Below are 25,290 nucleotides of genomic sequence, written 5' to 3'. Positions count from 1 at the left end.
TGGAGGGCTCTCGCCGACCGAAGGAGGACGCCATGTTCACGGCACCCGCTCGCACCCCTCTCGTCGGCGTCGCCCGCTAGGGCTCCGGCACCCCGCACCACGCGCGCCCACGCGGCGCATCCCTCCCGAGGCACCACTCCCGCCTCGACCACCCCAGCAACGCCTTCCACGCGTGCCATGAGCGCGCCACCGAGGATCCCTCCATGCCGTCGCAGCCCGCTGCCCCCTCCAAGCCCCGCATCATCCCGTCGCTCGCCAGGCTCATGCCCTACGTGCGGCCCTACCTGCCGCGCCTGCTCGCGGGCGTCGGTGCCGCGCTCGTCGGCTCGCTGCTCGCCCTCGCGATCCCGCTCGTGCTGCGCGCCCTCGTCGACGGCCCGCTGACGCACGGCGACCGCGACGCCGTGTGGCCCGCCGCCATCGCGGTGCTCGCGCTCGGCCTCGCCGAGGCGCTGTGCATCTTCCTGCGCCGCTTCTTCGTGCTGCAGCCGTCGACGTACGTCGAGGCGTCGATGCGCCGCGACCTGTACGCGCGCCTGCAGCAGCTGCCCGTCGCGTTCCACGACCGCTGGCAGTCGGGCCAGCTGCTCTCGCGTGCCGTGCAGGACCTCGGCCAGCTGCGCCGCTTCCTCGCGTTCGGCTCCGTGCTGTTCGTCGTCAACCTGCTGACGCTCGTCGTCGGCGTGGGCGTGCTGCTGTGGTGGAGCCCGCTGCTCGGCGGCCTCTTCGTGCTGCTGTCGCTGCCGATCGTCGTCGTCGCGTTCCGCTTCGAGCAGACGTACCACCAGGTCTCGCGCCGTGCGCAGGACCAGGCGGGCGACCTCGCGACGACCGTCGAGCAGTCGGTGCACGGCATCCGCGTGCTCAAGGCGTTCGGCCGTGGACGCCATGCGCTCGACGGGTTCACGTCGCAGGCGAGCGAGCTGCGCTCGACCGAGATCGCGAAGGCGCGCCAGGATGCGTCGCTGTGGATGTGGCTGACGATCATCCCGTTCGTCTCGTACGCCGTGTGCCTGTTCGTGGGCGTGTGGCTCGTGACCGTCGACCAGCTCACCGTCGGCCAGCTGCTCGCGTTCTTCGCGACGGCCGTCGTGCTGAACTGGCCGATCGAGTCGATGGGCTTCCTCTACGCCTTCGCGATCGACGCGGCCAACGCATCCGTGCGCTTCCACGAGGTCGTCGACACCGAGAACACGATCGACGACCCCGAGCGGCCCGCGACGATCGCCGAGCCGCGCGGTCGCCTGGCGTTCGAGGGCGTGCGCTTCCGCTACCAGGACGCCCCCGACGGCGAGCGCGACCTCGTCGACGGCGCCGACCTCGTGCTCGAGCCCGGCGAGACCATGGCGCTCGTCGGCTCGACCGGCAGCGGCAAGACGACGCTCACGGCGCTGCCCGCGCGCCTGTACGACGTCACGGGTGGCCGCGTGCTGCTCGATGGCGTCGACGTGCGCGACCTCACGCGCGAGGAGCTGCGCACCCACGTCGCCATGGCGTTCGAGGATGCGACGCTCTTCTCGCGCTCGGTGCGCGACAACGTGCTGCTGGGCGTGCCCGGCGCCGACGACGACGTGCTCGACGAGGCGCTGCGCATCGCGCAGGCGAGCTTCGTGCACGACCTGCCCGACGGCATCGAGACCGTGATCGGCGAGGAGGGCCTCTCGCTCTCCGGCGGTCAGCGGCAGCGGCTCGCGCTCGCGCGCGCCGTCGCCGCCAAGCCGGCGGTGCTCGTGCTCGACGACCCGCTGTCGGCGCTCGACGTCGACACCGAGGCGCAGGTCGAGGCGGCGCTGCGCCAGGTGCTCGCCGAGACCACGGCGCTCATCGTCGCCCACCGTCCGTCGACGGTGCAGCTGGCCGACCGCGTCGCCCTCATGCGCGAGGGTCGCATCGACGACGTCGGCACCCACTCCGAGCTGCTCGCGCGCAACGAGCACTACCGATTCGTGCTCTCGAGCCTCGAAGAGGCCGAGCGGAACCGAGAGGTGAACCTGTGAGCGTCCACGGCGTGTCGGGCGAGGACCGCGACGACTACACGAAGGAGGAGTCGCGAGAGATCCGCCTGCGCTCCCGCAGGCTGCTGCTGCAGCTCGTGCGCCCGCACGTGCGGCGCATCACGTGGACGATGGTGCTCGTCGTCATCTCCGCGGGCGCCGGCGTCGTCGGGCCCGCGATCATCGCCTACGGCGTCGACACGGCGCTGCCCGCGATCCTCGACGACCAGGACTGGCTGCCCCTGTGGGGTGCGACGATCGCCTACGTCGTGTCGGCCGTCGCTGCCGGCGTGCTCATGTACGTCTACACGGTGTCGTCGGCGCGCATCAGCCAGGCGGTGCTGTTCTCGCTGCGCCGTCGCCTGTTCGACCACACGCAGCGGCTGAGCCTCGAGTTCCACGAGCAGTACACGTCGGGCCGCATCATCGCGCGCCAGACGAGCGACCTCGAGTCGATCCGCGACCTGCTCGACCAGGGACTGAACGAGCTCGTGCGCGGCATCCTCTTCATGGCGTTCACGGGCGTCGCGATGGTGCTGCTCGACCCGATCTCGGGCCTCGTGCTCGGCATCGCGCTCGTGCCCGCCATCATCCTCACCCGCTGGTTCCAGGTGCGCTCGACCGTGCTCTTCCGCGAGACGCGCACGACGAGCGCGCGCATGATCGTGTACTTCGTCGAGACGATGACGGGCATCCGCGCCGTGAAGGCGTTCCGCACCGAGCGTCGCAACGACGACGAGTTCGGGGACCGCGTCGAGGACTACCGCGTCGCGAACCACCGCGTCATCTCGATCTTCGGCGTCTACGAGCCCGGGATCGTCGCGCTCGGGGCGACGAGCATCGCGGCGATCGTGCTGCTCGGCGGCATCCGCGTCATCGACGGCACGCTCGAGGTGGGCGTGCTGCTCGCGACCGCGCTGTACGCGCGGCAGTTCTTCCAGCCCATCCAGGGCGTCGCGATGTTCTTCAACGGCTACCAGTCGGCCTCGGCGGCGCTCGAGAAGATCTCGGGCGTGCTCGAGGAGCAGCCGACCGTGCCCGAGCCCGGCGAGCCCGCCGTGCTCGTGCACGCGAAGGGTCGACTCGACTTCGACGAGGTGCGCTTCGCCTATGCGACGGGCGGCGACGTGCTGCCCGCGCTCGACCTGCACATCCCCGCCGGCCAGACCGTCGCCCTCGTTGGCACGACCGGTGCGGGCAAGACGACGCTCGCGAAGCTGCTCGCCCGGTTCTACGACCCGAGCGACGGCGCCGTGCGCCTCGACGGCGTCGACCTGCGCGACCTGGCGAACGACGACCTGCGCCGCGCCGTCGTGATGGTGACGCAGGAGGCCTACCTGTTCTCGGGCACGGTCGCCGAGAACATCGCGCTCGGCAAGCCGGATGCGACGCGCGCCGAGATCGAGGCCGCGGCGCGTGCCGTGGGTGCGCACGAGTTCGTGTCGGCGCTGCCCGACGGGTACGACACCGACGTGAACAAGCGCGGCGGCCGCGTGTCGTCGGGCCAGCGGCAGCTGCTGTCGTTCGCGCGCGCGTTCCTCGCCGACCCTGCGGTGCTCATCCTCGACGAGGCCACCGCGAGCCTCGACATCCCGAGCGAGCGGCTCGTGCAGGAGGCGCTGCAGACGCTGCTCGCCGACCGCACGGCGATCATCATCGCCCACCGCCTGTCGACGGTCGCGATCGCCGATCGCGTGCTCGTGATGGAGCACGGACGCGTCATCGAGGACGACGCGCCCGACGCGCTCATCGCCGCAGGCGGACGGTTCGCCGACCTGCACCGTGCGTGGCGGGAGTCGCTCGTCTGAGCGACCCCGCCCCGCGCGGGCTCAGCCGTTGACGATCGCCGTGATCGGCAGGTTGAGGAAGCCGATGAGCACGTCGACCGCGAGCGCTGCGCACGCGCCGAGGCCGATCGCGGCCATCGTGCGCGGCGCATCGCGGCGCAGCAGGCCGACGACGCCGACCGCGACGCCCGCGAGGGCGACGACGAGCCGCACGACGCTGAACGCGATCGCGGCGCCACTGATGAGGTCGAAGTCGCCGGTCGAGATGATGAGGGCCTGCGAGACGAGCGCGACGATGCCGACGAGCAGCGCGACGCCTGCGATCAGGATCGCGACGAGGCCGAACGGGTTGCCGCGGCGCTGCGGCGGCGTGCTCGACTGCGGCATCGCGGGCTGCGCCGTCGCCCACGACGGCTGCGCGAGCCGCTGCGGCTGACCCTGCGGCGGCTGCTGCCAGGCGGGTGCGGCCTGCGGCTGCGCGTGCTGCCGCTGCTGCCAGGCGGGCGCCGCCTGCGGCTGCGGCTGCTGCTGGCCGGGCTGCGGGGGAGGGAGGTGCGTCATGCGCGCATCCTGGCACCCGCCGCCGCGCGCGGGCTGGGTGCTCAGTCGGGCATCCACCGGGCTCGGCGCTGGATGCGGAAGGGCGCGTCGGCGCCGGCGCTCGTGGGCGCGAGCGGCGTGCCCTCGGCCTCGTAGTGGGGCAGGGCGCGGTCGTGGAGGCCGGCGGGTGGCAGGCCGCTGGATCGGATGACGCGCCACCACGGCAGGCCCTCGGAGTCGGTCGCCATGATGCGGCCGACGCGGCGTGCGGCGCGCGAGCCGAGCACCGCCGCCACCTCGCCGTACGCCATGACGCGGCCGGGCGGGATGCTCGCGACGAGCTCGTGCACGGCCTCGGCGAACGCGTCGTGGTCGGGCTCGTCGGTCACGTCGCCACGATACGACCCGCTGCTCCTTGCGTTGTGCAGGCGATCAGGGGTGGCAGAGGGGTATCTTCCCTCCGCCCACCCGGATCGCCTGCGAAACGCAAGCGACCGGAGAGCGCTGTCGCGTTTTGCAGGTGATTCGGGGTCTTGAGGGGAATGTTCCCTTGAGAGGCGGAATCGCCTGCGAAACGGAAGCGACTGGGATGCCGTCAGGCACCGGGGAGGGTGCGGCCGACCGCTGCGTAGGTGCGGCGCAGGGCGTCGGTGGTCGCGTCGGCGTCGAGCTGCGCGACGCCGATGTAGAGGCAGTCGCCCAGCAGCAGCTGCGCCGTGCGGCTGCCGAGCGCCCCCGAGCGCAGCGGCGCGGCCTCGCGGGCGGCGGTGCGCAGCACGACGTCGGCCTCGGCGGCGAGCGGCGAGGCGTCGTCGTTCGTGATGGCGACGGTCGTCGCGCCCGACGCGCGTGCGAGCCGCAGGAAGCGCACGGTCTCGGCCGTGGATCCCGAGTGCGAGATGGCGATGGCGACGGCCGTCTCGTCGAGCACGGCGGCGGCGGTCCACGCTGCGTGCGGCTCGGGCCACTCGAGGGCGACGCGGCCGATGCGCGAGAGCTTGCGCTGCAGGTCGACGGCCACGATGGCGCTCGCGCCGACGCCGAAGAGGTCGACGCGGCGGGCGCGGGCGATGGCACCCACGGCGGTCGTCAGCGCGGCGACGTCGACGGCCGCGGCCGTGTCGGCGATCGACAGCGACTCGTTGGCGGCGACGCGGGCGACGACGTCGTCCATGCCGTCGCCGGGCGAGACGTCGGAGCTCATGACGTCGACCGCCGCGATCGCGAGGCGCTCGCGGAGGTTCTGCTCGGCGAGGGTGCGGCGCAGGTCGCGGAAGCGCTCGAACCCGACGGTGCGGGTGAAGCGCACGACCGTGGTCGTCGACGTGCTCGCGGCGGCGGCGATCTCTCCGATCGACTGCGTCGCGAAGGCCTCGGGGTCGGCGAGCAGCGCGTCGGCGATGCGCCGCTCCGAGGGGCGCAGCTCGTCGTAGCGGGCGCGCGTCTCGGTGAGCACGGTGCGCGGCGTGCGCTGCTCGGTCGCCATGGTGGTCCTCTCGGTGCGTCGTCACCGTATCGGCAGGGTGCCGCTCGTCGCGGATCCACCAGCCATGTACGCAATGTACCCGAAACACGCAAAGCGTGTACTATCCGTACAAGACTCTCACCGACGCGAGGAACCACCCATGGCCGCACCCGACCAGATCGCCGCTCAGCTGCTGCAGCACCTCGGCGGCGCCGACAACGTCGCCGGCGTCGAGCAGTGCATGACGCGGATGCGCGTCACGCCGCGCGACCGCGACCGCATCGACGAGGCCGCGGTCAAGGCCACCGACGGCGTGCTCGGCGTCGTCGACGACGAGACCTACCAGGTCGTGCTCGGGCCGGGTGCCGTCACGCGCATCACGACCGCGTTCCGCGCACTGCTCGCCGAGCAGGGCACCGACGCTGAGGCGCTCGCCGCCCGCGGCGCCGACATCAAGGCCGACCAGAAGCGCCGCAACGACACCCCGTTCAAGAACCTCATCCGCAAGGTCGCGAACATCTTCGTGCCGCTCATCCCCGCGCTCATCGGTGCCGGCATCGTCGCCGCCGTGCGCGGCCTCATCGTGAACTGGGATGCCGTCGGCGCGGCACCCGACTGGGTCGCGGGCCTCATCCCGGCGCTCACGGCCATCGGCTCGGCGTTCTTCGCCTACCTCGCGATCTTCGCGGGCATCAACGCCGCGAAGGAGTTCGGCGGCACGCCCGCGATCGGCGGCGCCGTCGCCGCGATCATCGTCTTCCCGGGCATCGCCGACGTCTCGTACGCGCTGCCGTTCGTCGGCGACATCACGCTCGCACCCGGGCAGGGCGGCGTCATCGGCGCGATCTTCGCCGCCGTGCTCGCCTCCTGGATCGAGCGCGGCCTGCGCGGGCGCGTGCCCGATGCCATCGACATCCTCGTCACCCCGACGCTCGCGCTGCTCGGCTCGGGCCTCGCGACGATCTTCGCGTTCATGCCGCTCGCCGGCGCCATCGCGACGGGCATCGGCGACGGTGCCGTGTGGCTGCTGCAGGTGTCGGGCGTGCTCGCGGGCTTCGTGCTCGGCGGCCTCTTCCTGCCCCTCGTCATGCTGGGCCTGCACCAGGCGCTCATCCCGATCCACGCGACCCTCATCGAGCAGCTCGGCTTCACGCCGCTGCTGACGATCCTCGCGATGGCGGGCGCCGGCCAGGTCGGTGCGGCCATCGCGATCTGGATCCGCCTGCGCCGCAACGCCTCGCTGCGTCGCGCCATCAAGGGCGCGCTGCCCGTCGGCGTGCTCGGCGTCGGCGAGCCGCTCATCTACGCCGTGACGCTGCCGCTCGGCCGCCCCTTCCTCACCGCGTGCCTCGGCGGTGCGTTCGGCGGCGCCGTCGCGGGCGCGTTCAACCAGTTCGTCGCACCGTGGGGCGCGACGGCGATCGGCCCGTCGGGCCTCGCGCTGCTGCCGCTGCTGCAGAGCGACGAGGGTCAGGGCTACGCGATCCTCGCCTACGTCGTGGGCCTCGTCGTCGGATACGTCGCGGGCTTCGCGATCACGATGGCGTTCGGATTCCCGAAGGCGCTGCTCGCCGAGCACGGGGGAGCTGCGGATGCGGATGCGCCCGCCGCGGTCGCGCCGGCCGCGGTCGCGCCGGCCGCTGCGACGCCCGGCACGCGCCTGGCGATCGCCGCCCCGGCCGAGGGCCGCATCGTGTCGCTCGACGACGTGCCCGACGCCGCGTTCCGCGAGCGCACCCTCGGCGACGGCTTCGCCGTCGACCCGACGAGCGGCCGCTTCGCGAGCCCGGTCGCCGGCACGATCACGGCGATCTTCCCGACGGGCCACGCGTTCGGCGTCACGACGCCCGAGGGCCTGGAGGTGCTCGTGCACGTGGGCCTCGGCACCGTCGCGCTCGACGGCGAGGGCTTCACGGTGCTGCGCGCCGAGGGCGACGTCGTCGCCGCCGGCGACCCGGTCGTCGACGTCGACCTCGACGCCGTGCGCGACCGCGTGCCGTCGCTCGTCTCGCCCGTCGTCGTGCTGAACGGCGCCGCGTGGGCCATCGTCGAGCGCGACGGCGACGCCCCCGTCGTCGTCGCCGCCACCGCGGCGGCCGACGCATGACCGCCAGCATCCCCGCACCGATCCGCGACCAGGAGGACCCCGTGGCCGACGACATCCAGACCATCGCCGCGCTCGGCACCGAGGGCCGCAACCCGCGCACCCTCGACCTCGACACGCTCGACACCGCGACGCTGCTCGAGCGGATGAACGACGAGGATGCGACGGTCGCCGCCGCGGTGCGCGCCGTGCTGCCGCGGGTCGCCGAGGCCGTCGAGCTGATCGCGGCCGCGCGTCGTCGCGGCGGGCGTCTGATCTACCTCGGTGCCGGCACGAGCGGGCGCCTCGGCCTGCTCGACGCCGTCGAGTGCCCGCCGACGTTCGGCACCGACCCGTCAGAGGTCGTCGGCCTCATGGCCGGTGGCCGCGACGCGTTCGTCGTCGCCGTCGAGGGCGCCGAGGACGACCCGACGCTCGGCGCGTCCGACGTCGCCGGACTCGACGTGGGGCCCGACGACGTCGTCGTGGGGCTCGCGGCGAGCGGCCGCACGCCGTACGTGCTCGGCGGGCTCGGCGAGGCTCGCGCGCGTGGCGCCGCGACGGTCGCGGTCGCGTGCAACCCGTGCTCGCGCATCGGTGCCGCGGCCGACGTCGCGATCGAGGTCGCGACCGGACCCGAGGTGCTCACCGGGTCGACGCGCCTCAAGGCGGGCACGGCGCAGAAGCTCGTCTGCAACATGCTCTCGACCGCGAGCATGGTGCGCACCGGCAAGGCCTACGGCAACCTCATGGTCGACGTGAAGCCGACGAACGCGAAGCTCGTCGACCGGGCGCAGCGCATCGTCGCCGAGGCGACGGGCGCCGATCGGGAGGCCGCGGCGGATGCCCTGGCCGCAGCGGGCACGCACGCCAAGACGGCCGTCGTCATGCTCCTCGCCGACTGCGACGCCGCACGAGCGCAGGTGCTGCTGGATGCCGCGGGCGGCGACGTGCGCGCTGCGCTCCGCGCCGCCTGACGGCACGCGCATCCGCCCTCGGCGTCTGCGTATTGCAGGTGATTCCGCCTCTCGAGGGGAATCTTCCCTTGAGAGGCGGAATCACCTGCACAACGCAACGACTCGGGATGCGGCGGTCGCGTATTGCAGGCGATCTGGGGTGGAAGAGGGGTATCTTCCCTCGGCCCACCCGAATCGCCTGCAAAACGCAACAGGGCGAGAACCCCGGGCGACGCCGGGAGAGCGCAGAGCGCTAGAGGGTACGACGGCCGATCTGGTCGCCGAACTCGGTCTCGCCGACGACGTCGAAGCCGATGGCGGTGAAGAAGGCCGTCGGGCCGAGGTCGCCCGGCTCCCAGACGGCGTAGAGGGCGTCGAAGCCGCGGCGCTTCGCCTCGTCGGCGACCTGGCCGACGGCGAACGTGCCGACGCCCTGGCCCTGCGCCGTGCCGGCGACGTGCATGCGCAGCACGCTCGAGCGGTACTCCTCCTTCGACGACTCCGCGTCGAAGTTGGCCATGATGTACGCCACGAGGTCGTCGCCCGCGTAGACCACGCGGGTCCACGTCGACGACTGGTCGACGTACGCCTCGTTCGAGGCGGGCACGAGGAAGGCCTCCTGACCGCGCTTGAGCGTGAGCCCGTTCGCGGCCACGGCGTTCTTCGCGTTGAGCTCCTCGAGGCGCAGGTCGTGCATGACCATCACGGTAGCCGACTCCGCCATGCGCTGCATCAGACCCGGGGATGACGTGGTCGTGGCCGTGCGACGTCGGCCGGGTGACGTCCTCGTGACCGGATCGTGACCGAACGGGGCTTGCGGGTTGTTTGTTTGGAAGGTGTACTAACAAACATGGCACCCACGCAGGTCCGCTCCGACGCCGCCGTCGCCCTGCCTCGCGACGCGTTCGCGAGCGGCGCCCCGCGCCGCGCCAAGGTGCTGCCCGAGCACGCCCGCGCCCACAATCGCACGCTCGTGCTGCAGACGCTGCTCGACGAGGGCCCGTCGTCGCGCGCCGACCTCGCCCGCGCCACGTCGCTCACGCGCGTCACGGTCTCCGACCTCGTCGCCGAGCTCGTCGCCGAGGGGCTGCTCGCCGAGCTCGGCACCCGCGAGGACCCGCGGCCCGGCAAGCCCGCGACCCTCGTCGACCTCGCGCGCGACGCCTTCCTCATCGTCGGCCTCGACCTCTCCGACGCCGCAGCCTTCCGCGGCGCGCTGCTGGCGATCGACGGCACGGTGCTCGACCGCGCCGAGGTGCCCACGCACGCCGCGACGGGGGAGGAGGCGCTCGCGCTCGCGATCGACCTCGCCCGCACGCTGCGCGACCGCGCCGCGACGCCCGTGCTCGGCGTCGGCGTCGGCACCCCCGGCGTCGTCGACGTCGACGGCGTCGTGCTGCAGGCCCCCAACCTCGACTGGCACGACCTGCCGCTGCGCGACCGCCTCGTCGACGCGCTCGGCGTGCCCGTGCACGTCGCGAACGACGCCAACGCCGCCCTGCTCGCCGAGCGCGGCCGCTCGAACGCCGACGTGCTCGTCGTGCGCATCGGCCTCGGCGTCGGCGCGGGCCTCGCCGTCGGCGGCGTGCCCGTGCGCGGCACCCGCTCGGCGGCCGGCGAGATCGGCCACGTCACGATCGGCACCGACGGCGGCCCCCGCTGCGCCTGCGGCCGCGACGGCTGCCTCGAGGCCTGGCTCGCCGAGCCGCGCCTGCGCCACGCGCTCGCGGTGGCCGACGCATCCGACCACGACCGCATCCTCGACGAGGCCGGCCACCGCCTCGGCATCGCGCTCGCGCCCATCGTCGGCGTGCTCGACCTGCCGCGCGTCGTCGTCTCGGGTCCCGCCGACCTGCTCGACGGAACCCTCGCGCGCGCCGCCGAGCGCACGCTGCGCGAGCGCACCCTCGACGACGGCCAGGAGGTCGTCGTCGCCATGACCAAGCACGGCGACGACGTCGTCGTGCGCGGAGCCGCGATGCTCGTGCGCTCCGGAGAGCTCGGGGTCGCGTGACCCCCGAGAGCCGACGGTGCCCTTCCGCCGGCCGCCCTAGGAAAGGAACACGCATGAGGAAGATCGCACTCGCGAGCGTCGCCGTGGTCGGCGTGCTCGCCGCGGCCGGCTGCAGCGCAGGCGGCGACGGCGGAGGCGGCGACGAGAACGCCGAGATCCGCGTGTGGCTCGTCGGCACCGACACCCCCGACGCCGCCCGAGACCTGCTCGTCGAGCAGTTCGAGGATGCCCACCCCGGCAGCACCGTCGTGATCGAGGAGCAGTCGTGGGACGGTCTCGTCGACCGCCTCACCACGGCGCTCTCGGGCTCCGACAGCCCCGACATCGTCGAGATCGGCAACACGCAGACGCCCGCGTTCACGAGCGCAGGCGCGTTCCTCGACCTCACCGACCACTACGAGGACCTCGGCGGCGACGACCTGCTGCCCGGCTTCGTCGAGATCGGCTCGTACGAGGGCTCGTTCTACGCCGCACCGCTCTACTCGGGCGCGCGCGTCGTGTTCTACGACACCGCCGCCTACGACGCCGCGGGCCTCACGGTGCCCACGACGCTCGACGAGTACGTGTCGAACGCCGAGGCGCTCGCCGCCGCCAACGCCGGCGACTCGGGCCTGTGGTGGCCCGGCCAGGACTGGTACAACGGCCTCCCGTTCGTCTGGGAGCACGGCGGCGAGATCGCCGTGCCCGACGGCGACCAATGGGATGCGCAGCTCTCGAGCGACGAGTCGATCGCGGGTCTCGAGCAGGTGCAGGCCGTGATGCAGGGCGCGTCCCTCGCCCCGGTCGACGCCAACGAGACGAACGCGCAGGTCGGCTACTGCGACGGCACGACGCTGCAGGTCTCCGCGCCGACGTGGCTGCGCGGCTCGATCCTCGCGCCCGCCGACGCCGAGACGCCCGGCTGCCCCGACGCGGAGGCGACGCTCGGCGTGTACGCGCTGCCCGGCATGGACGGCGGCGCAGCCTCCGTCATGGCCGGCGGCTCGAACATCGCCATCTCGGCCCGCACCGAGCACCCCGAGCTCGCGCTCGACGCCCTCGAGATCATCCTCGGCGACGACTTCCAGACGGTGTACGGCGAGAACGGCCTCGTGCCGGCCCGCCTCTCGCTCGCGAGCACCCTGGGCACCGACGCGTCGGCCGAGGCGACGACCGAGGCTGCGGGCAACGCTCGACTCACGCCGGCATCGCCGAAGTGGGCCGACGTCGAGGCTGCCGGCATCATGCAGGACCTGTTCGTGAGCATCGCCCAGGGCGGCGACGTGCGGGCCCTCGCCGAGCAGGCCGACGAGGACATCGAGGCCATCCTCAACGGCTAGGCCCTTCGAGTCCGACCAGACGATGCGGTCGGCGCGGCATCGCCCGCCGCGCCGACCGCATCCGGCCCTAGGAAGGCCGACACGATCCTAGGAGGACCACTTCCATGGTGCAGACCCAGGTGCCGACCGCAGCGAGCCCCGCGGTCACCGCCATCGCCCCGCCACCCGGCCGCCGGCCTGCGAGCCGCGACCGCCGCCGCGCGGGCGCCCTGCCGTACGCGCTGCTCGCGCCCGCGACCATCGTCGTGCTCGCGATCATCGGCTGGCCGCTGCTGCAGCTCGTCATCCTCTCCTTCCAGGAGTTCGGCCGCGCGCAGGCGTTCGGGCAGCCCGCCGAGTGGGTGGGCCTCGACAACTACGTCGGCGTGCTCACCGATCCCGTCTTCTGGGAGGTGCTCGGCCGCACCGTCGGCTTCGCCGCCGTCTGCGTGGCCGTGACGATGGTGCTCGGCACCCTCATCGCCCTGCTCATGCAGCGTCTCCCGACGCCGTTCCGCATCCTCGTGAGCGTGGGTCTGCTGCTCGCGTGGTCGATGCCGGCCCTCACCGCCACGATCGTGTGGGGCTGGATCGTCGACACCGAGTACGGCGTGCTCAACCAGCTGCTGCGCGACGGCCTGGGCCTCGCGCAGTTCGACCGCCACTCGTGGCTCATCGAGCCGATGTCGTTCATGGGCGTCGCGGTCGTCATCATCGTGTGGGGCGCCATCCCCTTCGTGGCCTTCACGGTCTTCGCCGGCCTCACGCAGGTGCCCGGCGAGCAGCTCGAGGCCGCGGCGCTCGACGGCGCGGGCCCCGTGCAGCGCTTCACGGCCATCGTGCTGCCGCAGGTCGCGCCCATCCTCGTGATCGCGACGATCCTGCAGATCATCTGGGACCTGCGCGTCTTCACGCAGATCTTCGCGCTGCAGGACATCGGCGGCATCCGCGGCGAGACGTCGACGCTCGGCGTGTACATCTACCAGACCGCCATCGCAGGCGGCGAGTTCGGCGAGGGCGGCGCGCTCGCGATCATCACGATGGCGGCGATCTCGGTCGCGTCGATCGCGCTCGTGCGCCGGATGCTGCGAGCGGACTCGTGAGGCGCTCGCCCGCCTACCGCGGCATGACGGTGCTGTGGTGCGCCGTCGCGGTGCTGATCTTCGTCTGCTCGGTGTTCCCCGTGTACTGGATGGTGAAGACGTCGTTCCAGCCGAACTCCGAGGTGCGCTCGACGTCGCTGCAGCTGTGGCCCGAGACGTGGACGCTGCGCAACTACGAGACCGTGCTGTTCGATCCGGGCCGCACGCCCTTCCTGCCGGCGCTCGGCACGTCGCTCATCGCGACGACCGCGACCGTGCTCATCGCCGCGGTGCTCGCGTTCCTCGCGGCCGTCGCGATCTCGCGCTTCCGCTTCAAGAGCCGCCGCATGTTCATCGTGGCGATCCTCGTCATCCAGATGCTGCCGCTCGAGGCGATGATGGTGTCGCTCTACCGCGTGCTCGACGGCTGGCAGCTGCTCAACACCATCCTCGCGCTCGTGCTCGTCTACACGGCGACGGTGCTGCCGTTCACGATCTGGACGCTGCGCGGCTTCGTCGACGGCGTGCCGATCGAGCTCGAGGAGGCGGCGATGATCGACGGCTGCTCGCGCGTCGGCGCGTTCTTCCGCGTCACCTTCCCGCTGCTCGCGCCCGGCCTCGTCGCCACCGGCGTCTTCGCGTTCATCCAGGCCTGGAACGAGTTCCTCATCGCCCTCATCGTCAACACCGACCCGCAGCTCATGACGCTGCCCGTATGGCTGCGCACGTTCCTCGCGCTCAACGGCACGACGAACTGGGCGGCGATCATGGCGGGCTCGACGCTCATGGCCATCCCGGTCGTCATCTTCTTCCTCATCGTGCAGGGACGCATGACGAGCGGCCTCGTGAGCGGGGCGGTGAAGGGATGAGCGCTGCAGGGATGAGCGCTGCAGGGATGAGCCCCCTGCTGCACGACGTGCGGGCCACGCTCATTCCGGGGTTCGCAGGGCTGACGCTGCCGACCTGGGTCGCCGAGCGGCTCGCAGACGGCCTCGCCTCGGTGTGCCTGTACGGCGAGAACGCCCCCGATGCCGCGACCGTGCGCACGCTCGCAGACGCGGTGCGGGCCGCGCGCCCGGATGCGATCGTCGCGATCGACGAGGAGGGCGGCGACGTCACGCGCATCCACTACGCCACCGGCGCCCCGTACGCGGGCTCGGCGGTGCTGGGCCGCGCCGACGACACGACGTGGACGCGGTCGGTGGGGGAGCGCGTGGGGCGCGACGTGCGCGCCGCGGGCTGCACTCTCACGTTCGGCCCCGTGGCCGACGTCAACGTCGATCCGCGCAACCCCGTCATCGGCGTCCGCTCGTTCGGGGCGGATGCGGACCTCGCCGCCCGGCACGTGGGTGCGTGGGTCGAGGGCGTGCAGGCGACGGGCGTCGCGACGAGCGCGAAGCACTTCCCGGGCCACGGCGACACCGCCGTCGACTCGCATCTCGGCCTGCCGGTCGTGCACGCGTCGGTCGAGCTGCTGCACGCGCGCGAGCTCGCGCCGTTCCGCGCGGCGATCGCCGCTGGCGCGGCGACGATCATGACGTCGCACATCGTGCTGCCGGCGCTCGACGACGTGCCGGCGACGCTGTCGTCGCGCATCCTGCAGGGGCTGCTGCGCGGCGAGCTCGGCTTCGATGGCGTGATCGTGTCGGATGCGCTCGACATGGCGGGCGCGTCGGGCGAGACCGGCATCCCCGAGGCCGCGGTGCGCGCGCTCGCGGCCGGCTGCGACCTGCTGTGCCTCGGCACCGCGACGGGGCCCGACGGCATGGACGCGATCGAGGAGGCCGTGCTCGCCGCGGTCGCCGAGGGGCGGCTGCCGGAGGCGCGCGTGCGCGACGCCGCGGCACGGGTGCGCGCGCTGGCGGCATCCGCGCCCGCGCCGCTGCCGTTCGCGGAGCTGTCGGACGTCGACGAGGGCGAGCTCGACCGCATCGCGTCGACGTTCGCGCTCTCCGACCACGCGCGCGAGTGGCTGCGGCGCTTCCGCGGCGCCGACCGGCTCACGACGACGGTGCGCATCGAGCGCGCCGCGAACATCGCGGCCGGCGCCGTGCCGTGGGACCCGTTCGCCGCATCCGTCGTCGAGCCCGGCGCCGTGCCGACGCTCGAGCCCGGACCCGTCGTGGTCGTGGGCAAGGACCTCGAGCGCGGGCCCGAGTCGCGCGCGACGATCGACGGGCTGCGTGCGACCCACGACGTGCTCGCGATCGACCTCGGCTGGTCGGCGGGCGAGCTCGCCGACGTCGCGACGTTCGGCGCGTCCGCCGCCGTCGGCGCCGCCGTGCGCCGCTGGATCGAGCACGCATGATGCGCCTCGGCATCGACGTGGGCGGCACGAAGACCGCCGCCGTGCTGCTCGCGCCCGACGGCGCCGTCGTCGGTCAGCATCAGGTGCCGACCGAGCTCGGCGAGGGCGTCGTCGACTCCGTCATCGCCGCCGCGCGCTTCGTGCTGCGCGACGTCGGCATCGGCGTGAGCGACCTCGAGGGCGTCGGCCTCGGCATCCCCGGCCAGGTGGATGCCGACCGCTCGCGCATCCGCAACGCCGTGCACCTGGGCCTCGGCGCGTTCGACGTCGGCGCCGCGGTCGGCGACCGGCTCGGTACGCGCGTGCTCGTCGAGAACGACGTCAACGCCGCCGCGCTCGGCGCTCGGCACCTGCTCGGCAGCGACGCGGATGCGTTCGCCTACCTGGGCCTCGGCACCGGCATCGCCGCGGGCGTGCTGCTCGACGGCGTCATCTGGCGCGGCGCGACGGGCGTCGCGGGCGAGATCGGCCACGTGCCCGTGCCCGGCGCGACCGCCGTGTGCCGCTGCGGGCAGACGGGATGCCTCGAGACCGTCGCCGCCGGATGGGCGCTCGCCGAGCGCTGGGGCGAGCCGTGGCCCGCCGCTCGCATGCTCGAGGCTGCCCGCTCGGGCTCGGCCACCGCATCCGCCGAATGGCACGTCGTCGTCGACGCGCTCGCGCACGCCGTGCGCATGCTCGTGCTGACGGTCGACGTCGACGCGGTCGCCATCGGTGGCGGCATGCGCGGCCTCGGCGCACCGTTGCTCGACGGCATCCGCGAGCGCCTCGGCGCATGGTCGGCGGCGTCGCCCTTCCTCGCCGCGTTGGCGATACCGTCGAGGGTGCACATGGTCCCAGCAGGCAGCCAGCCGGCCGCCGTCGGGGCCGCGATCGTGGGGAGCAGCGCGTGGAAGTCGTGATCGTCGCAGGACCGGTCGAGGTCGGAGCGTTCGCAGCCGGACGGATCGCCGAGATCGTCGCGGCGAAGCCCGAGGCGGTGCTGGGCGTCGCGACCGGCTCGAGCCCGCTCGAGACGTACCGTGCGCTCGCCGCGCGCCGCGACGCGGGCCTCGACCTCTCGCGCGTCTCGGCGTTCGCGCTCGACGAGTACGTGGGCATCGCCCACGACCACCCCGAGTCGTACCACGCGGTCGTCGACCGCGAGGTCGTGCAGCCGCTCGGCCTCGACGCGGCCCGCGTGCGCGTGCCGAACGGCCTCGCCGCCGACCTCGACGCCGCCGCCGACGACTACGAGGCGCAGATCGCCGCGGCGGGAGGCGTCGACGTGCAGCTGCTCGGCATCGGCGGCAACGGCCACATCGGCTTCAACGAGCCCACGTCGTCGCTCGCATCCCGCACGCGCGTCAAGACGCTCGCGCCCGCGACGCGCGAGGCGAACGCGCGCTTCTTCGACAGCCTCGACCAGGTGCCGATGCACTGCCTCACGCAGGGCCTCGGCACGATCCTCGACGCGAAGCGCGCGCTGCTCGTGGCGCAGGGGGCGTCGAAGGCCCACGCGATCGCGCAGATCGTCGAGGGCCCCGTGTCGTCGATGTGGCCGGGATCGGTGCTGCAGCTGCACCGTCACGCGACGATCGTGATCGACGAGGCGGCCGCATCCGAGCTCACCCTCACCGACTACTACCGCTACACGGTCGAGCACCGCGGGGTCGTGCAGCCCGGCGCCTAGGAGCGTTGAGGTCTTCGGCCCGATGTGAGGTCACATCGGGCCGAAACCCTCAACGCTGCGGGACGAGGGCGCCGCGGGAGAGCACCGCGGCGACCTGCAGGTGCTCGTCGAGCACCACGAGGTCCGCGACCCGGCCCGAGGCGATCGAGCCGAAGCGGTCGTCGACGCCGAGCGCCCGCGCGGGCACGCGCGTCGCGGCGTCGATCGCCACGGGCAGCGGCACGCCAGCATCCACCGCCACGCGCACGGCGTGGTCGAGCGTGAGCGTCGAGCCGGCGATCGCGCCGCCGTCGCGCAGCCGCGGCACGCCATCCGTCACCGTCACGGCCAGCGAGCCGAGCATCCACTCGCCGTCGGGCTGCCCTGCCGCCGCCATCGCGTCGGTGATGAGCGCCACGCGACCCGGCGCCGCGTCGAAGAGCAGACGCACCATGCGCGGATGCACGTGCACGCCGTCGGCGATGACCTCGATCGTCACGCGCTCGTCGTCGAATGCCGCCGGCAGCACGCCGGGGGAGCGGTGGTCGAGGCCGCGCATGCCGTTGAACGCGTGCGTCACGATCGTCGCGCCCGCGTCGAACGCCGCCGCACCCTGCTCGACGACGGCATCCGTGTGGCCGACCGCCACGCGCCAGCCGCGCGCCGACAATGCGGTGACGGCCGCCATGCCGCCGTCGAGCTCGGGCGCGAGCGTGATCATCGCCAGCAGGTCGCCGACGCCGCCCGCGAGCGCGTCGAGGGATGCGGCGTCGGGGTCGCGCAGCAGGGTCACGTCGTGCGCACCCTTGCGCGCCTCGGCGATGCACGGCCCCTCGAGGTGCACGCCCAGCAGGCGGTCGTCGCGCGCCGCGACGGCCGCGACGGCCGCGGTGCGCGCCGTCATGTCGTCGAGCGCTCCCGTGACGAGGGATGCGAGCTGCCGCGTCGTGCCGTGCGCGCGGTGGAACGCCATCGCCCGCTCGATCGCCTCCTCGCCGTCGTCGAACGCGACGCCCGCGCCGCCGTGGCAGTGCAGGTCGACGAACCCCGGGGCGACGACGGCGCCGTCGATCGCGCGATCCGCGGCGGGCGGCCGACCCGTGCCGACGTCGGCGATGCGGTCGCCCTCCACGAGCACCCACGCCGAGTCGGCGGCGAGGCCGTCGGACACCACCCGACCTCGCAGCAGCGTCGTGCCGGCAGCGGTCTCGGCGTGCGCATCCACCCTCCCGACCCTAGCGACGGGCGTCCGTGGCAGCATCCGCGCGGCTCTAGGCTTATGGGCATGTCGAAGGTCCTCTCCTCCCTGCCCGTCGGCGAGCGCGTCGGCATCGCCTTCTCGGGAGGGCTCGACACCTCCGTGGCGGTCGCCTGGATGCGCCACAACGGTGCGATCCCCTTCACGTACACGGCCAACATCGGCCAGTACGACGAGCCCGACATCGACGCGGTGCCCGGCCGCGCCCTCGAGTACGGCGCCGAGAAGGCACGCCTCGTGGATGCGCGCGAGATGCTCGTCGAGGAGGGCTTCGTCGCCCTGCAGTGCGGCGCCTTCCACATCCGCTCCGGCGGCAAGACGTACTTCAACACGACGCCGCTCGGCCGTGCCGTCACGGGCACGATGCTCGTGCGCGCCATGAAGGAGGACGGCGTCGACATCTGGGGCGACGGCTCCACCTACAAGGGCAACGACATCGAGCGGTTCTACCGCTACGGCCTGCTCGCCCACCCCGCGCTGCGCATCTACAAGCCGTGGCTCGACGCGCAGTTCGTCGACCAGCTCGGCGGCCGCTCCGAGATGTCGGCCTGGCTCGTCGAGCACGGCTTCGGCTACCGCGACTCCGCCGAGAAGGCGTACTCGACCGACGCGAACATCTGGGGTGCGACGCACGAGGCGAAGGACCTCGAGCAGCTCGACGCCTCGGTGCTGCTCGTCGAGCCCATCATGGGCGTCGCGTCGTGGCGCGAGGACGTCGCGATCGCGACCGAGGACGTGACGATCGGCTTCGAGGCCGGCCGCCCCGTGTCGGTGAACGGCGTCGAGCTGGGCGCCGTCGCGCTCGTCGACGAGGTCAACACCATCGGCGGCCGCCACGGCATCGGCGTCTCGGACCAGATCGAGAACCGCATCATCGAGGCGAAGTCGCGCGGCATCTACGAGGCTCCGGGCATGGCGCTGCTGCACATCGCCTACGAGCGCCTGCTCAACGCCATCCACAACGAGGACACCGTCGCGACGTACCACAACGAGGGTCGCCGCCTGGGTCGCTACATGTACGAGGGTCGCTGGCTCGACCCGCAGTCGCTCATGCTGCGCGAGTCGATCGTGCGCTGGGTCGCGTCGTCGGTCACCGGCACCGTCACGCTGCGCCTGCGCCGCGGCGACGACTACACGATCCTCGACACGACCGGCCCCTCGCTGTCGTACCACCCCGAGAAGCTGTCGATGGAGCGCGTCGGCGACGCCGCGTTCGGCCCGACGGAGCGCATCGGCCAGCTCACGATGCGCAACCTCGACATCGCCGACTCGCGCCAGCGCCTCGAGCAGTACGCCGCCGCGGGCCTCGTCACGGGCGAGACCGCGTCGCTCATCGGCGAGCTCGAGCAGGGCGGCGCCGCGCTCATCGCGAGCGGCGGATCCGCGACGGCCGACGCCGAGCTCGACTCGCTCGACGAGGCGGGCGAGCGCGCCGCGTTCGACGCCGGCACCGACTGACGCTCCTCCTTCGGGTTCGAACGCCGTCTCCCCTCGGGGAGGCGGCGTTCATCGTCTGGGGCAATCCGATCGGGCGCCCGTGACGTACGCGTGCGTGCGTAGACCCGTCGAGGGATTCTCGCAACCCCATTTCGCATGAACCGTCCTCAGGTGTCCCCTGGTTGCACTGCCGAAGGGGGACAGCGATGGATGCGTCGAGGGCCGAAGCCCTCCGCTCCCGCGCCCTGCGGCTGCTGCTCGGGTCGCTCGTCGCCGGTGGCGCTGCCGTCGTCGTCGGGCTCGCGCTCGGGGGACCGTCGGCATCGGCGGATGACGGCTCAGGCGTCGCGATCGCTGCGGACTCGGGAGCGACGGATGCCGGGTCGCCCGCGCTGCTCGACGGCGTGCTCGGCACGGTCGGCAGCACCGTCTCCGCCACCGATCAGGCGCTCGACGCGACCCTCGCGGGTGTCGGGCAGGCGGCTGCGGCCGTGACGACGCCCGTGGCGCAACAGGTCGTGCAGCCGGTCGTGGATGCGGTGGCACCTGCGCCTGCGTCGCCCGCGCCCGCTCCGGTTCCCGCCGCTCCGGCTCCCGCGCCCGCGCCCGCCGCCCCGGCGGCGCCGGTCGAGCCGACCCCCGCGACGCCCGTCCCCGCGCCGTCTGCGGAGACGATCTCGCTCGCCGATGCGACGGCCCCGCTCGTCGACGCGCTCGACGCGACGCTCGCCGCCGTGCCGCTCGTCGACCGCCTCGCGACCGCGCCGGTGCACGCGGTGCTCACGCCCGTCACCGACCTCGTCGACGGCACGCTCGGCACCACGGTCGACGTCGTCGGCCAGGTGACGGAGCCCGTCGTGGAGGCGCTCGCGCCGCAGGCCGTCGTGCCGCTGCTGCCGACGTCGCCGCCCGCCGACGTCCCGCCCGCCGCCGCGTCCGACGCCGTCGCCTCCGTGGGCGCCGCGCAGGGAGCGAGCGCGCCCGCGCGTGCCGCGACCGCGCTCGCGGTCGATGCCGACGCATCCGACGACTCGGCGTCCGTGGCGCTGCCCACCCCTGCCGTCGACGCGTCGCGCGCCGCACCCGGCGACCCCGCGCCCGCGGGCGCCCGCGACGCCGGCCCGCTCGGCACCGTCGCCGCGCCGGGCGTCGGCGCCACCGCCGTCGCCGACGCGACCCACGACTCCCAGCCCGCGCGCACCGCATCCGCGGTCACGCGCGACCACGACGACCGACTGCCCACCTCGGTGGTCGGCGAGCACGACTCGAGCCCCGACTGACGGATGCGCTGCCGCGAGCACTCGCGGCACGCGCCGAGCATCCATCCGGATGCGCGGACCATCCATCAGAAGGGTTTCATCATGCACAAGCATGTGATGCGGGGGCTGCTGCTGGCAGCGACCGCAGGCGGCCTCTGGGCCGCAGGCACGGCAGTCGCCAGTGCCGCAGACACCACGGGGGTCGAGGGCACGGGATCGGGATCCCAGGCCGTCGTCGCCGTGCAGCTGCCCGTCACCGTGACGGGCACCGCGATCGGCGGCGGCGACGCGAGCACCTCGGGTGCCGCGACGTCGCAGCAGACCGCGGCACCGTCGGCCTCGGTCGACACCACGTCCGGGCTCGACGGCGTGCTCTCGGGCACGCAGGCCCTCGTCTCGGTCGACGTGCCGGTGACCGTGACGGGCAACGCCGTCTCGGTGCTGGGCGACGCTGACTCGTCGGGCGCTGCGACGGAGGCAGTCGCACCCGCGGCCGCGCCGTCGGCGGGCACGACCTCCGGCGAGGAGGGCGTGGCCTCGGGCACGCAGGCTCCCGTCGCGGTCGCCGCGCCGGTGGCCGTGGGCGGCAATGCCGTCTCGGTGCTGGGCGATGCGTCGTCGACGGACGCCGCGACCGCTGCGGCGGCGGGCTCCGGCTCGGGCGCGGCGTCGGGGACGACCTCGGGTGACGAGGGCGTGCTCTCGGGCACGCAGGCGCCGGTCTCGGCCGTCGCGCCGGTGGCCGTCGGCGGCAACGCCGTGTCGGTGCTGGGCGACGCGGAGTCGTCGGGTGCGACGACCGCGGCATCGGCGGGCTCCGGCTCGTCGGATGCGGCGGGCACGACCTCCGGCTCGGAGGGCGTGGCCTCTGGCACGCAGGCGCCGGTCGGCGTCGCTGCACCGATCACCGCGGGCGGCAACGCCGTGTCGGTGCTCGGCGACGCGACGTCGTCGGATGCGACGACCGCTGCTGCTGCGAGCTCCGGCTCGTCGGATGCTGGCGGCTCGACCTCGGGTGACGAGGGCGTGGCCTCTGGCACCCAGCTGCCGATCGACGCCGTGGCACCGGTGACCGTGGGTGGCAATGCCATCTCGGTCGCGGATGACGCGACCTCGACGGGTTCGACGACCGCGACGGGTGCCTCGGCATCCGGCGGGTCCGGCGGCTCGACCTCGGGCGACGAGAGCGTGCTCTCGGGCTCGCAGCTGCCCATCGACGCCGTGGCGCCCGTGACCGTGGGTGGCAATGCCATCTCGGTCGCGGATGACGCGACCTCGACGGGTGCGACGACCGTGACGGGCGCTTCGGCGTCCGGCGCGAGCGGCACCGGCTCGACCTCGGGTGACGAGGGCGTGGCCTCGGGCACGCAGGCTCCGATCGACGCCGTGGCGCCGGTGACCGTGGGTGGCAACGCCATCAGCGGTCTCGGCGAGGCGACGACGAGCGGTGCCTCGACCGGTTCGGCCGCGACGGCGAGCTCCGGCTCGTCGGGCTCGACCACGGGCTCCGAGGGCTTGCTCTCGGGTACGCAGGCTCCGATCGACGCCGTGGCGCCCGTGACCGTGGGCGGCAACGCCATCTCGGTCGGCGACGACGCGGCGTCGACGGGTGCGACGACCGTGACGGGTGCCTCCGCATCCGGCTCGGCCGACGCCGGCACCACCTCGGGCGACGAGGGCGTCGCATCCGGCACCCAGGCGCCCGTCGATGCCGCCGCACCCGTGACCGTGGGCGGCAACGCCGTCAGCGGCCTCGGCGAGGCGACCTCGACTGGCGCATCCACCGACTCGAGCGCGACGACCTCCGGCGAGGGCCAGGGATCGTCGACGTCGGGCGACGAGGGCGTGGCGAGCGGCACCCAGCTGCCCGTCGACGCCGCGGCGCCTGTCGTGATCGGCGGCTCGGCCATCTCGGTGGGCGGCGACGCCACGACCGAGGACTCGGTCGTCGAGTCGAGCGTCGAGCCGGGCACGCCCGGCACGTCGACCGACGGCGACGAGGGCATCGGCTCGGGCATGGGCCTGCCCATCGTGATCCGTGTGCCCGTGGGGCTGTGCGGCACCGCCGTCAGCGGCCTCGGGGATGCGAGCACGAGCGGCGCCGACTGCGCCACCTCGGCTGGCGAGCCGACCGACCCCGGAACGCCGACCGAGCCTGGCACGCCTACGACGCCGACCGACCCGGGAACCCCGGCGACGCCGACCGACCCGGGCACGCCCGGCGAGACGAGCCCGGGCCAGCCCGGCACCGTCACGCCGGACTCGCCGAAGGCCGACGCACCCGCCACGACGACCGCCGCGGCGACCCTGCCGCAGACGGGCGTGGAGACGACGGGCGTCGGCGGCATCGCGGCCATCGCGATGCTGCTCGGCCTGATGCTGGTGGTGGGGGCGCGCCTGCGGACGCGCCGCCAGCGGTGAGCCATCCGGTGGCGCGGGCGCGCCCCATCGCGCCCGTGCCACCTCCCGGTCGCGTCGGCCGTCGACCTCGGTCGGCGGCCGACGATGGCCGCATCTTCGATCGGCGCGGCTCCGAGTCGCGATCACCGCGTTCAGGTGCGGGTCCCAGCGGCCCTCGCGAACCTGTCCTCACGTGAGGACCGCACCGCGCCTGAACGTGGCGACCGCGGCTCGGGGCTGCGCCGCGTCGGTCGTCGCGAGGGACGCGTCTCGTCGCGAGGTGCGCCAATTGGCGTACCTCGCCGCGAGAGGCGTACCTCGCTGCGTGCCGCGGCGGATCTCGGCGGGCGGTGGCAGTCCGACGGCGATCGGCCGCAGCGTCAGACGCGGCCCGCGGCCTCCGTGATCGCGCGCAGCCTCGCCGCGTGCGCCGGGGTCAGGGCGTCCGCATCCATCCGCCAGCCCCACGTGGATGCCGTGCCGGGCGTGTTCATGCGGGCATCGGAGCCGAGGGCGAGCACGTCCTGCGCCTGCGCCATCGCGAGGCGGCTCGGGCCGTGCTGCGCGACCTCGATGAGTCCCCATGACGGCTCACGGCGCCGCGTCGACCACCGCGCGCCTGCCGAGCGCATCGCCTTCCGCGCCGCGCGACGCCGCGACCGCGACAGGCCCGACCACCAGCCGACGACGGTGTCGTTGTCGTGCGTGCCCGTGTAGACGACCTGCTCGCGCGTGAGGTTCGCGGGCTCGTGGGGGCTCGTCGCGTCGCCCTCGAACGCGAACTGCAGCACGGCCATGCCTGGCAGGCCGAGGGCGTCGCGCAGGTCGAGCACGGGCTGGTCGATGTCGCCGAGGTCCTCGGCGAGCACGGGCAGCGGGCCGAGCTCGGCGGTCGCGGCGTCGAACATCGCGCGCCCAGGCCCGGGCTCCCACACGCCACGCTCGGCCGTCGCGTCCCCGGCCGGCACGGCCCAGAAGTCGCTGAACGCGCGGAAGTGGTCGATGCGCACGAGGTCGTAGAGGTCGAACGTGCGGCGCAGGCGCTCGATCCACCAGCGGTAGCCGTCGGCGGCGAGGGCATCCCAGTCGTACAGCGGGTTGCCCCACAGCTGGCCCGTCGCGGCGTACGCGTCGGGCGGCACGCCGGCGACGGCGTCCGACCGGAAGAACTCCGGCCAGGCGGCCTCGTCGGCGCCGCCCTGCGCGACGTAGATCGGCACGTCGCCGAGGATCTTCACGCCGCGCTCGGTCGCGTACGCGCGCAGCGCGCCCCACTCGCGGTCGAAGCGCACCTGGTCGGCGAGGTCGCCGCCGTGCGCGACCCACGACGGCGCCCAGTAGGCGTGCCGCTCGGCGAACGCGCGCACCTCCTCCTGGCTGACTGGCGCATCCGGATGCTCGAGCAGCGCCGGGCTCGCGGCGAACGCCGACGGCGACGCGTATGGCGAGCCGAACGCGTCGGGCACCGTGAGCGGCAGCACCTGCCACACGGTCTGGCCGGCGTCGGCGAGCCAGTCGACGAAGCGGTGGGCGGATGCGCCGAGGCGACCGTCGGGCAGGGACGTGAGGTGCAGCTGGATGCCGCTCGCGCGATCGGGGAGCACGCCTCGAGCCTGGCAGACGCCCGAGGTGCGGTGCGCGGACTTGCGGGCACCCCGTCGATGGGTCACGTGTTGCCGGTGATTGGTCACTTGTTGCGCGGTGAGTGGTCAATAGATGTCGCCGACACGCCGCTACGGCGACATCTACTGACCACTG

Annotated in this window: 20 protein-coding genes; 14 read left to right on the top strand and 6 right to left on the bottom strand. The window is 73.6% G+C overall.

Features of this window, described 5'->3' with window-relative positions:
• Positions 1-203: 203 nt before the first annotated feature.
• Both BLQ67_RS04460 and BLQ67_RS04455 read left to right on the top strand, forming a co-directional pair.
• On the top strand, positions 204-1,997 hold the full coding sequence (locus BLQ67_RS04460; RefSeq protein ID WP_092502821.1) for an ABC transporter ATP-binding protein: 1,794 nt from the start codon (positions 204-206) through the stop codon (positions 1,995-1,997).
• On the top strand, positions 1,994-3,802 hold the full coding sequence (locus tag BLQ67_RS04455; RefSeq protein WP_092502819.1) for an ABC transporter ATP-binding protein: 1,809 nt from the start codon (positions 1,994-1,996) through the stop codon (positions 3,800-3,802). Before BLQ67_RS04460 ends, BLQ67_RS04455 begins: the two co-directional genes overlap by 4 nt.
• 21 nt (positions 3,803-3,823) lie before the next feature.
• Here BLQ67_RS04455 and BLQ67_RS04450 read toward each other — a convergent pair whose 3' ends face one another.
• The 3 genes from BLQ67_RS04450 to BLQ67_RS04440 form a co-directional block, all read right to left on the bottom strand.
• On the bottom strand, positions 3,824-4,342 hold the full coding sequence (locus BLQ67_RS04450) for a hypothetical protein (protein ID WP_092502816.1): 519 nt from the start codon (positions 4,340-4,342) through the stop codon (positions 3,824-3,826).
• 41 nt (positions 4,343-4,383) lie between these two features.
• Entirely contained in the window at positions 4,384-4,710 is a 327-nt protein-coding gene (locus tag BLQ67_RS04445) for an MGMT family protein (RefSeq protein ID WP_092502814.1), read from the bottom strand.
• A gap of 206 nt (positions 4,711-4,916) precedes the next feature.
• Positions 4,917-5,807, bottom strand: coding sequence for a MurR/RpiR family transcriptional regulator (locus BLQ67_RS04440; RefSeq protein WP_092502812.1), 891 nt, complete (start codon positions 5,805-5,807; stop codon positions 4,917-4,919).
• 139 nt (positions 5,808-5,946) lie between these two features.
• Here BLQ67_RS04440 and BLQ67_RS04435 point away from each other — a divergent pair, with 139 nt between their 5' ends.
• Together BLQ67_RS04435 and murQ are read left to right on the top strand one after the other, a co-directional pair.
• On the top strand, positions 5,947-7,893 hold the full coding sequence (locus BLQ67_RS04435) for a glucose PTS transporter subunit IIA (protein ID WP_092502810.1): 1,947 nt from the start codon (positions 5,947-5,949) through the stop codon (positions 7,891-7,893).
• Positions 7,890-8,846, top strand: coding sequence for an N-acetylmuramic acid 6-phosphate etherase (murQ, locus tag BLQ67_RS04430; protein ID WP_092502808.1), 957 nt, complete (start codon positions 7,890-7,892; stop codon positions 8,844-8,846). The genes BLQ67_RS04435 and murQ overlap by 4 nt, the downstream gene beginning before the upstream one ends.
• 232 nt (positions 8,847-9,078) lie before the next feature.
• Here the strand turns inward: murQ and BLQ67_RS04425 are convergent, their stop codons facing one another.
• Positions 9,079-9,522: a GNAT family N-acetyltransferase gene (locus tag BLQ67_RS04425; protein ID WP_092506773.1), complete on the bottom strand. Its 444-nt coding sequence runs from the start codon at positions 9,520-9,522 to the stop codon at positions 9,079-9,081.
• Between the two features lie 153 nt (positions 9,523-9,675).
• Between BLQ67_RS04425 and BLQ67_RS04420 the strand changes: the two genes are divergently transcribed.
• The 7 genes from BLQ67_RS04420 to nagB all read left to right on the top strand — a co-directional run bounded on the left by BLQ67_RS04420 (position 9,676) and on the right by nagB (position 17,199).
• Positions 9,676-10,839 (top strand): ROK family transcriptional regulator, encoded by a 1,164-nt coding sequence (locus tag BLQ67_RS04420; RefSeq protein WP_092502806.1) that lies wholly within the window; start codon positions 9,676-9,678, stop codon positions 10,837-10,839.
• 53 nt (positions 10,840-10,892) lie between these two features.
• Positions 10,893-12,158 (top strand): extracellular solute-binding protein, encoded by a 1,266-nt coding sequence (locus tag BLQ67_RS04415; protein WP_092502804.1) that lies wholly within the window; start codon positions 10,893-10,895, stop codon positions 12,156-12,158.
• A gap of 104 nt (positions 12,159-12,262) precedes the next feature.
• Positions 12,263-13,240 (top strand): carbohydrate ABC transporter permease, encoded by a 978-nt coding sequence (locus BLQ67_RS04410; protein WP_092502802.1) that lies wholly within the window; start codon positions 12,263-12,265, stop codon positions 13,238-13,240.
• Between the two features lie 23 nt (positions 13,241-13,263).
• Positions 13,264-14,088, top strand: a complete 825-nt coding sequence (locus BLQ67_RS04405; RefSeq protein WP_092506772.1) for a carbohydrate ABC transporter permease — start codon at positions 13,264-13,266, stop codon at positions 14,086-14,088.
• Between the two features lie 11 nt (positions 14,089-14,099).
• Positions 14,100-15,527 carry a glycoside hydrolase family 3 protein gene (locus BLQ67_RS04400; protein ID WP_231945164.1) on the top strand — a complete coding sequence of 476 codons (1,428 nt, stop codon included), beginning with the start codon at positions 14,100-14,102 and terminating at the stop codon, positions 15,525-15,527.
• Complete coding sequence (locus BLQ67_RS16820; RefSeq protein ID WP_092502798.1) at positions 15,524-16,429, top strand: ROK family protein; 906 nt, start codon at positions 15,524-15,526, stop codon at positions 16,427-16,429. The genes BLQ67_RS04400 and BLQ67_RS16820 overlap by 4 nt, the downstream gene beginning before the upstream one ends.
• On the top strand, positions 16,417-17,199 hold the full coding sequence (nagB, locus tag BLQ67_RS04390; protein WP_231945163.1) for a glucosamine-6-phosphate deaminase: 783 nt from the start codon (positions 16,417-16,419) through the stop codon (positions 17,197-17,199). Before BLQ67_RS16820 ends, nagB begins: the two co-directional genes overlap by 13 nt.
• A 49-nt stretch (positions 17,200-17,248) precedes the next feature.
• Here the strand turns inward: nagB and nagA are convergent, their stop codons facing one another.
• Positions 17,249-18,403 (bottom strand): N-acetylglucosamine-6-phosphate deacetylase, encoded by a 1,155-nt coding sequence (gene nagA / locus BLQ67_RS04385; protein ID WP_231945162.1) that lies wholly within the window; start codon positions 18,401-18,403, stop codon positions 17,249-17,251.
• A 60-nt stretch (positions 18,404-18,463) separates the two neighbouring features.
• Here nagA and argG point away from each other — a divergent pair, with 60 nt between their 5' ends.
• The 3 genes from argG (at position 18,464) to BLQ67_RS04370 (ending at position 23,553) form a co-directional block, all read left to right on the top strand.
• A complete protein-coding gene (argG, locus tag BLQ67_RS04380) occupies positions 18,464-19,894 on the top strand; it encodes an argininosuccinate synthase (RefSeq protein ID WP_092502792.1) in 1,431 nt (476 codons plus the stop codon).
• Positions 19,895-20,079: 185 nt separating this feature from the next.
• Positions 20,080-21,153 carry a hypothetical protein gene (locus BLQ67_RS04375; protein WP_092502790.1) on the top strand — a complete coding sequence of 358 codons (1,074 nt, stop codon included), beginning with the start codon at positions 20,080-20,082 and terminating at the stop codon, positions 21,151-21,153.
• 81 nt (positions 21,154-21,234) lie between these two features.
• Complete coding sequence (locus BLQ67_RS04370; RefSeq protein WP_092502788.1) at positions 21,235-23,553, top strand: beta strand repeat-containing protein; 2,319 nt, start codon at positions 21,235-21,237, stop codon at positions 23,551-23,553.
• Positions 23,554-23,912: 359 nt separating this feature from the next.
• Here the strand turns inward: BLQ67_RS04370 and BLQ67_RS04365 are convergent, their stop codons facing one another.
• Positions 23,913-25,136, bottom strand: coding sequence for a 4-alpha-glucanotransferase (locus BLQ67_RS04365; protein WP_092502786.1), 1,224 nt, complete (start codon positions 25,134-25,136; stop codon positions 23,913-23,915).
• Between the last annotated feature and the right edge of the window lie 154 nt (positions 25,137-25,290).

Source organism: Agrococcus jejuensis, from assembly GCF_900099705.1.
Lineage (GTDB): Bacteria > Actinomycetota > Actinomycetes > Actinomycetales > Microbacteriaceae > Agrococcus > Agrococcus jejuensis.
Note: the sequence above shows the minus strand (reverse complement) of the source record. Positions and strands in the feature narration are given on the sequence as shown.

Excerpts from the sequence above, each read along its gene's own strand:
- BLQ67_RS04420 (WP_092502806.1), top strand. The coding sequence starts at position 9,676 with ATGGCACCCACGCAGGTCCGCTCCGACGCCGCCGTCGCCCTGCCTCGC.
- murQ (WP_092502808.1), top strand. The coding sequence starts at position 7,890 with ATGACCGCCAGCATCCCCGCACCGATCCGCGACCAGGAGGACCCCGTG.
- argG (WP_092502792.1), top strand. The coding sequence starts at position 18,464 with ATGTCGAAGGTCCTCTCCTCCCTGCCCGTCGGCGAGCGCGTCGGCATC.
- BLQ67_RS04440 (WP_092502812.1), bottom strand. The coding sequence starts at position 5,807 with ATGGCGACCGAGCAGCGCACGCCGCGCACCGTGCTCACCGAGACGCGC.
- BLQ67_RS04415 (WP_092502804.1), top strand. The coding sequence starts at position 10,893 with ATGAGGAAGATCGCACTCGCGAGCGTCGCCGTGGTCGGCGTGCTCGCC.
- BLQ67_RS04450 (WP_092502816.1), bottom strand. The coding sequence starts at position 4,342 with ATGACGCACCTCCCTCCCCCGCAGCCCGGCCAGCAGCAGCCGCAGCCG.
- BLQ67_RS04405 (WP_092506772.1), top strand. The coding sequence starts at position 13,264 with ATGACGGTGCTGTGGTGCGCCGTCGCGGTGCTGATCTTCGTCTGCTCG.
- BLQ67_RS04400 (WP_231945164.1), top strand. The coding sequence starts at position 14,100 with ATGAGCGCTGCAGGGATGAGCCCCCTGCTGCACGACGTGCGGGCCACG.
- BLQ67_RS16820 (WP_092502798.1), top strand. The coding sequence starts at position 15,524 with ATGATGCGCCTCGGCATCGACGTGGGCGGCACGAAGACCGCCGCCGTG.
- BLQ67_RS04370 (WP_092502788.1), top strand. The coding sequence starts at position 21,235 with ATGCACAAGCATGTGATGCGGGGGCTGCTGCTGGCAGCGACCGCAGGC.
- BLQ67_RS04425 (WP_092506773.1), bottom strand. The coding sequence starts at position 9,522 with ATGCACGACCTGCGCCTCGAGGAGCTCAACGCGAAGAACGCCGTGGCC.
- BLQ67_RS04460 (WP_092502821.1), top strand. The coding sequence starts at position 204 with ATGCCGTCGCAGCCCGCTGCCCCCTCCAAGCCCCGCATCATCCCGTCG.
- BLQ67_RS04435 (WP_092502810.1), top strand. The coding sequence starts at position 5,947 with ATGGCCGCACCCGACCAGATCGCCGCTCAGCTGCTGCAGCACCTCGGC.
- BLQ67_RS04410 (WP_092502802.1), top strand. The coding sequence starts at position 12,263 with ATGGTGCAGACCCAGGTGCCGACCGCAGCGAGCCCCGCGGTCACCGCC.
- BLQ67_RS04375 (WP_092502790.1), top strand. The coding sequence starts at position 20,080 with ATGGATGCGTCGAGGGCCGAAGCCCTCCGCTCCCGCGCCCTGCGGCTG.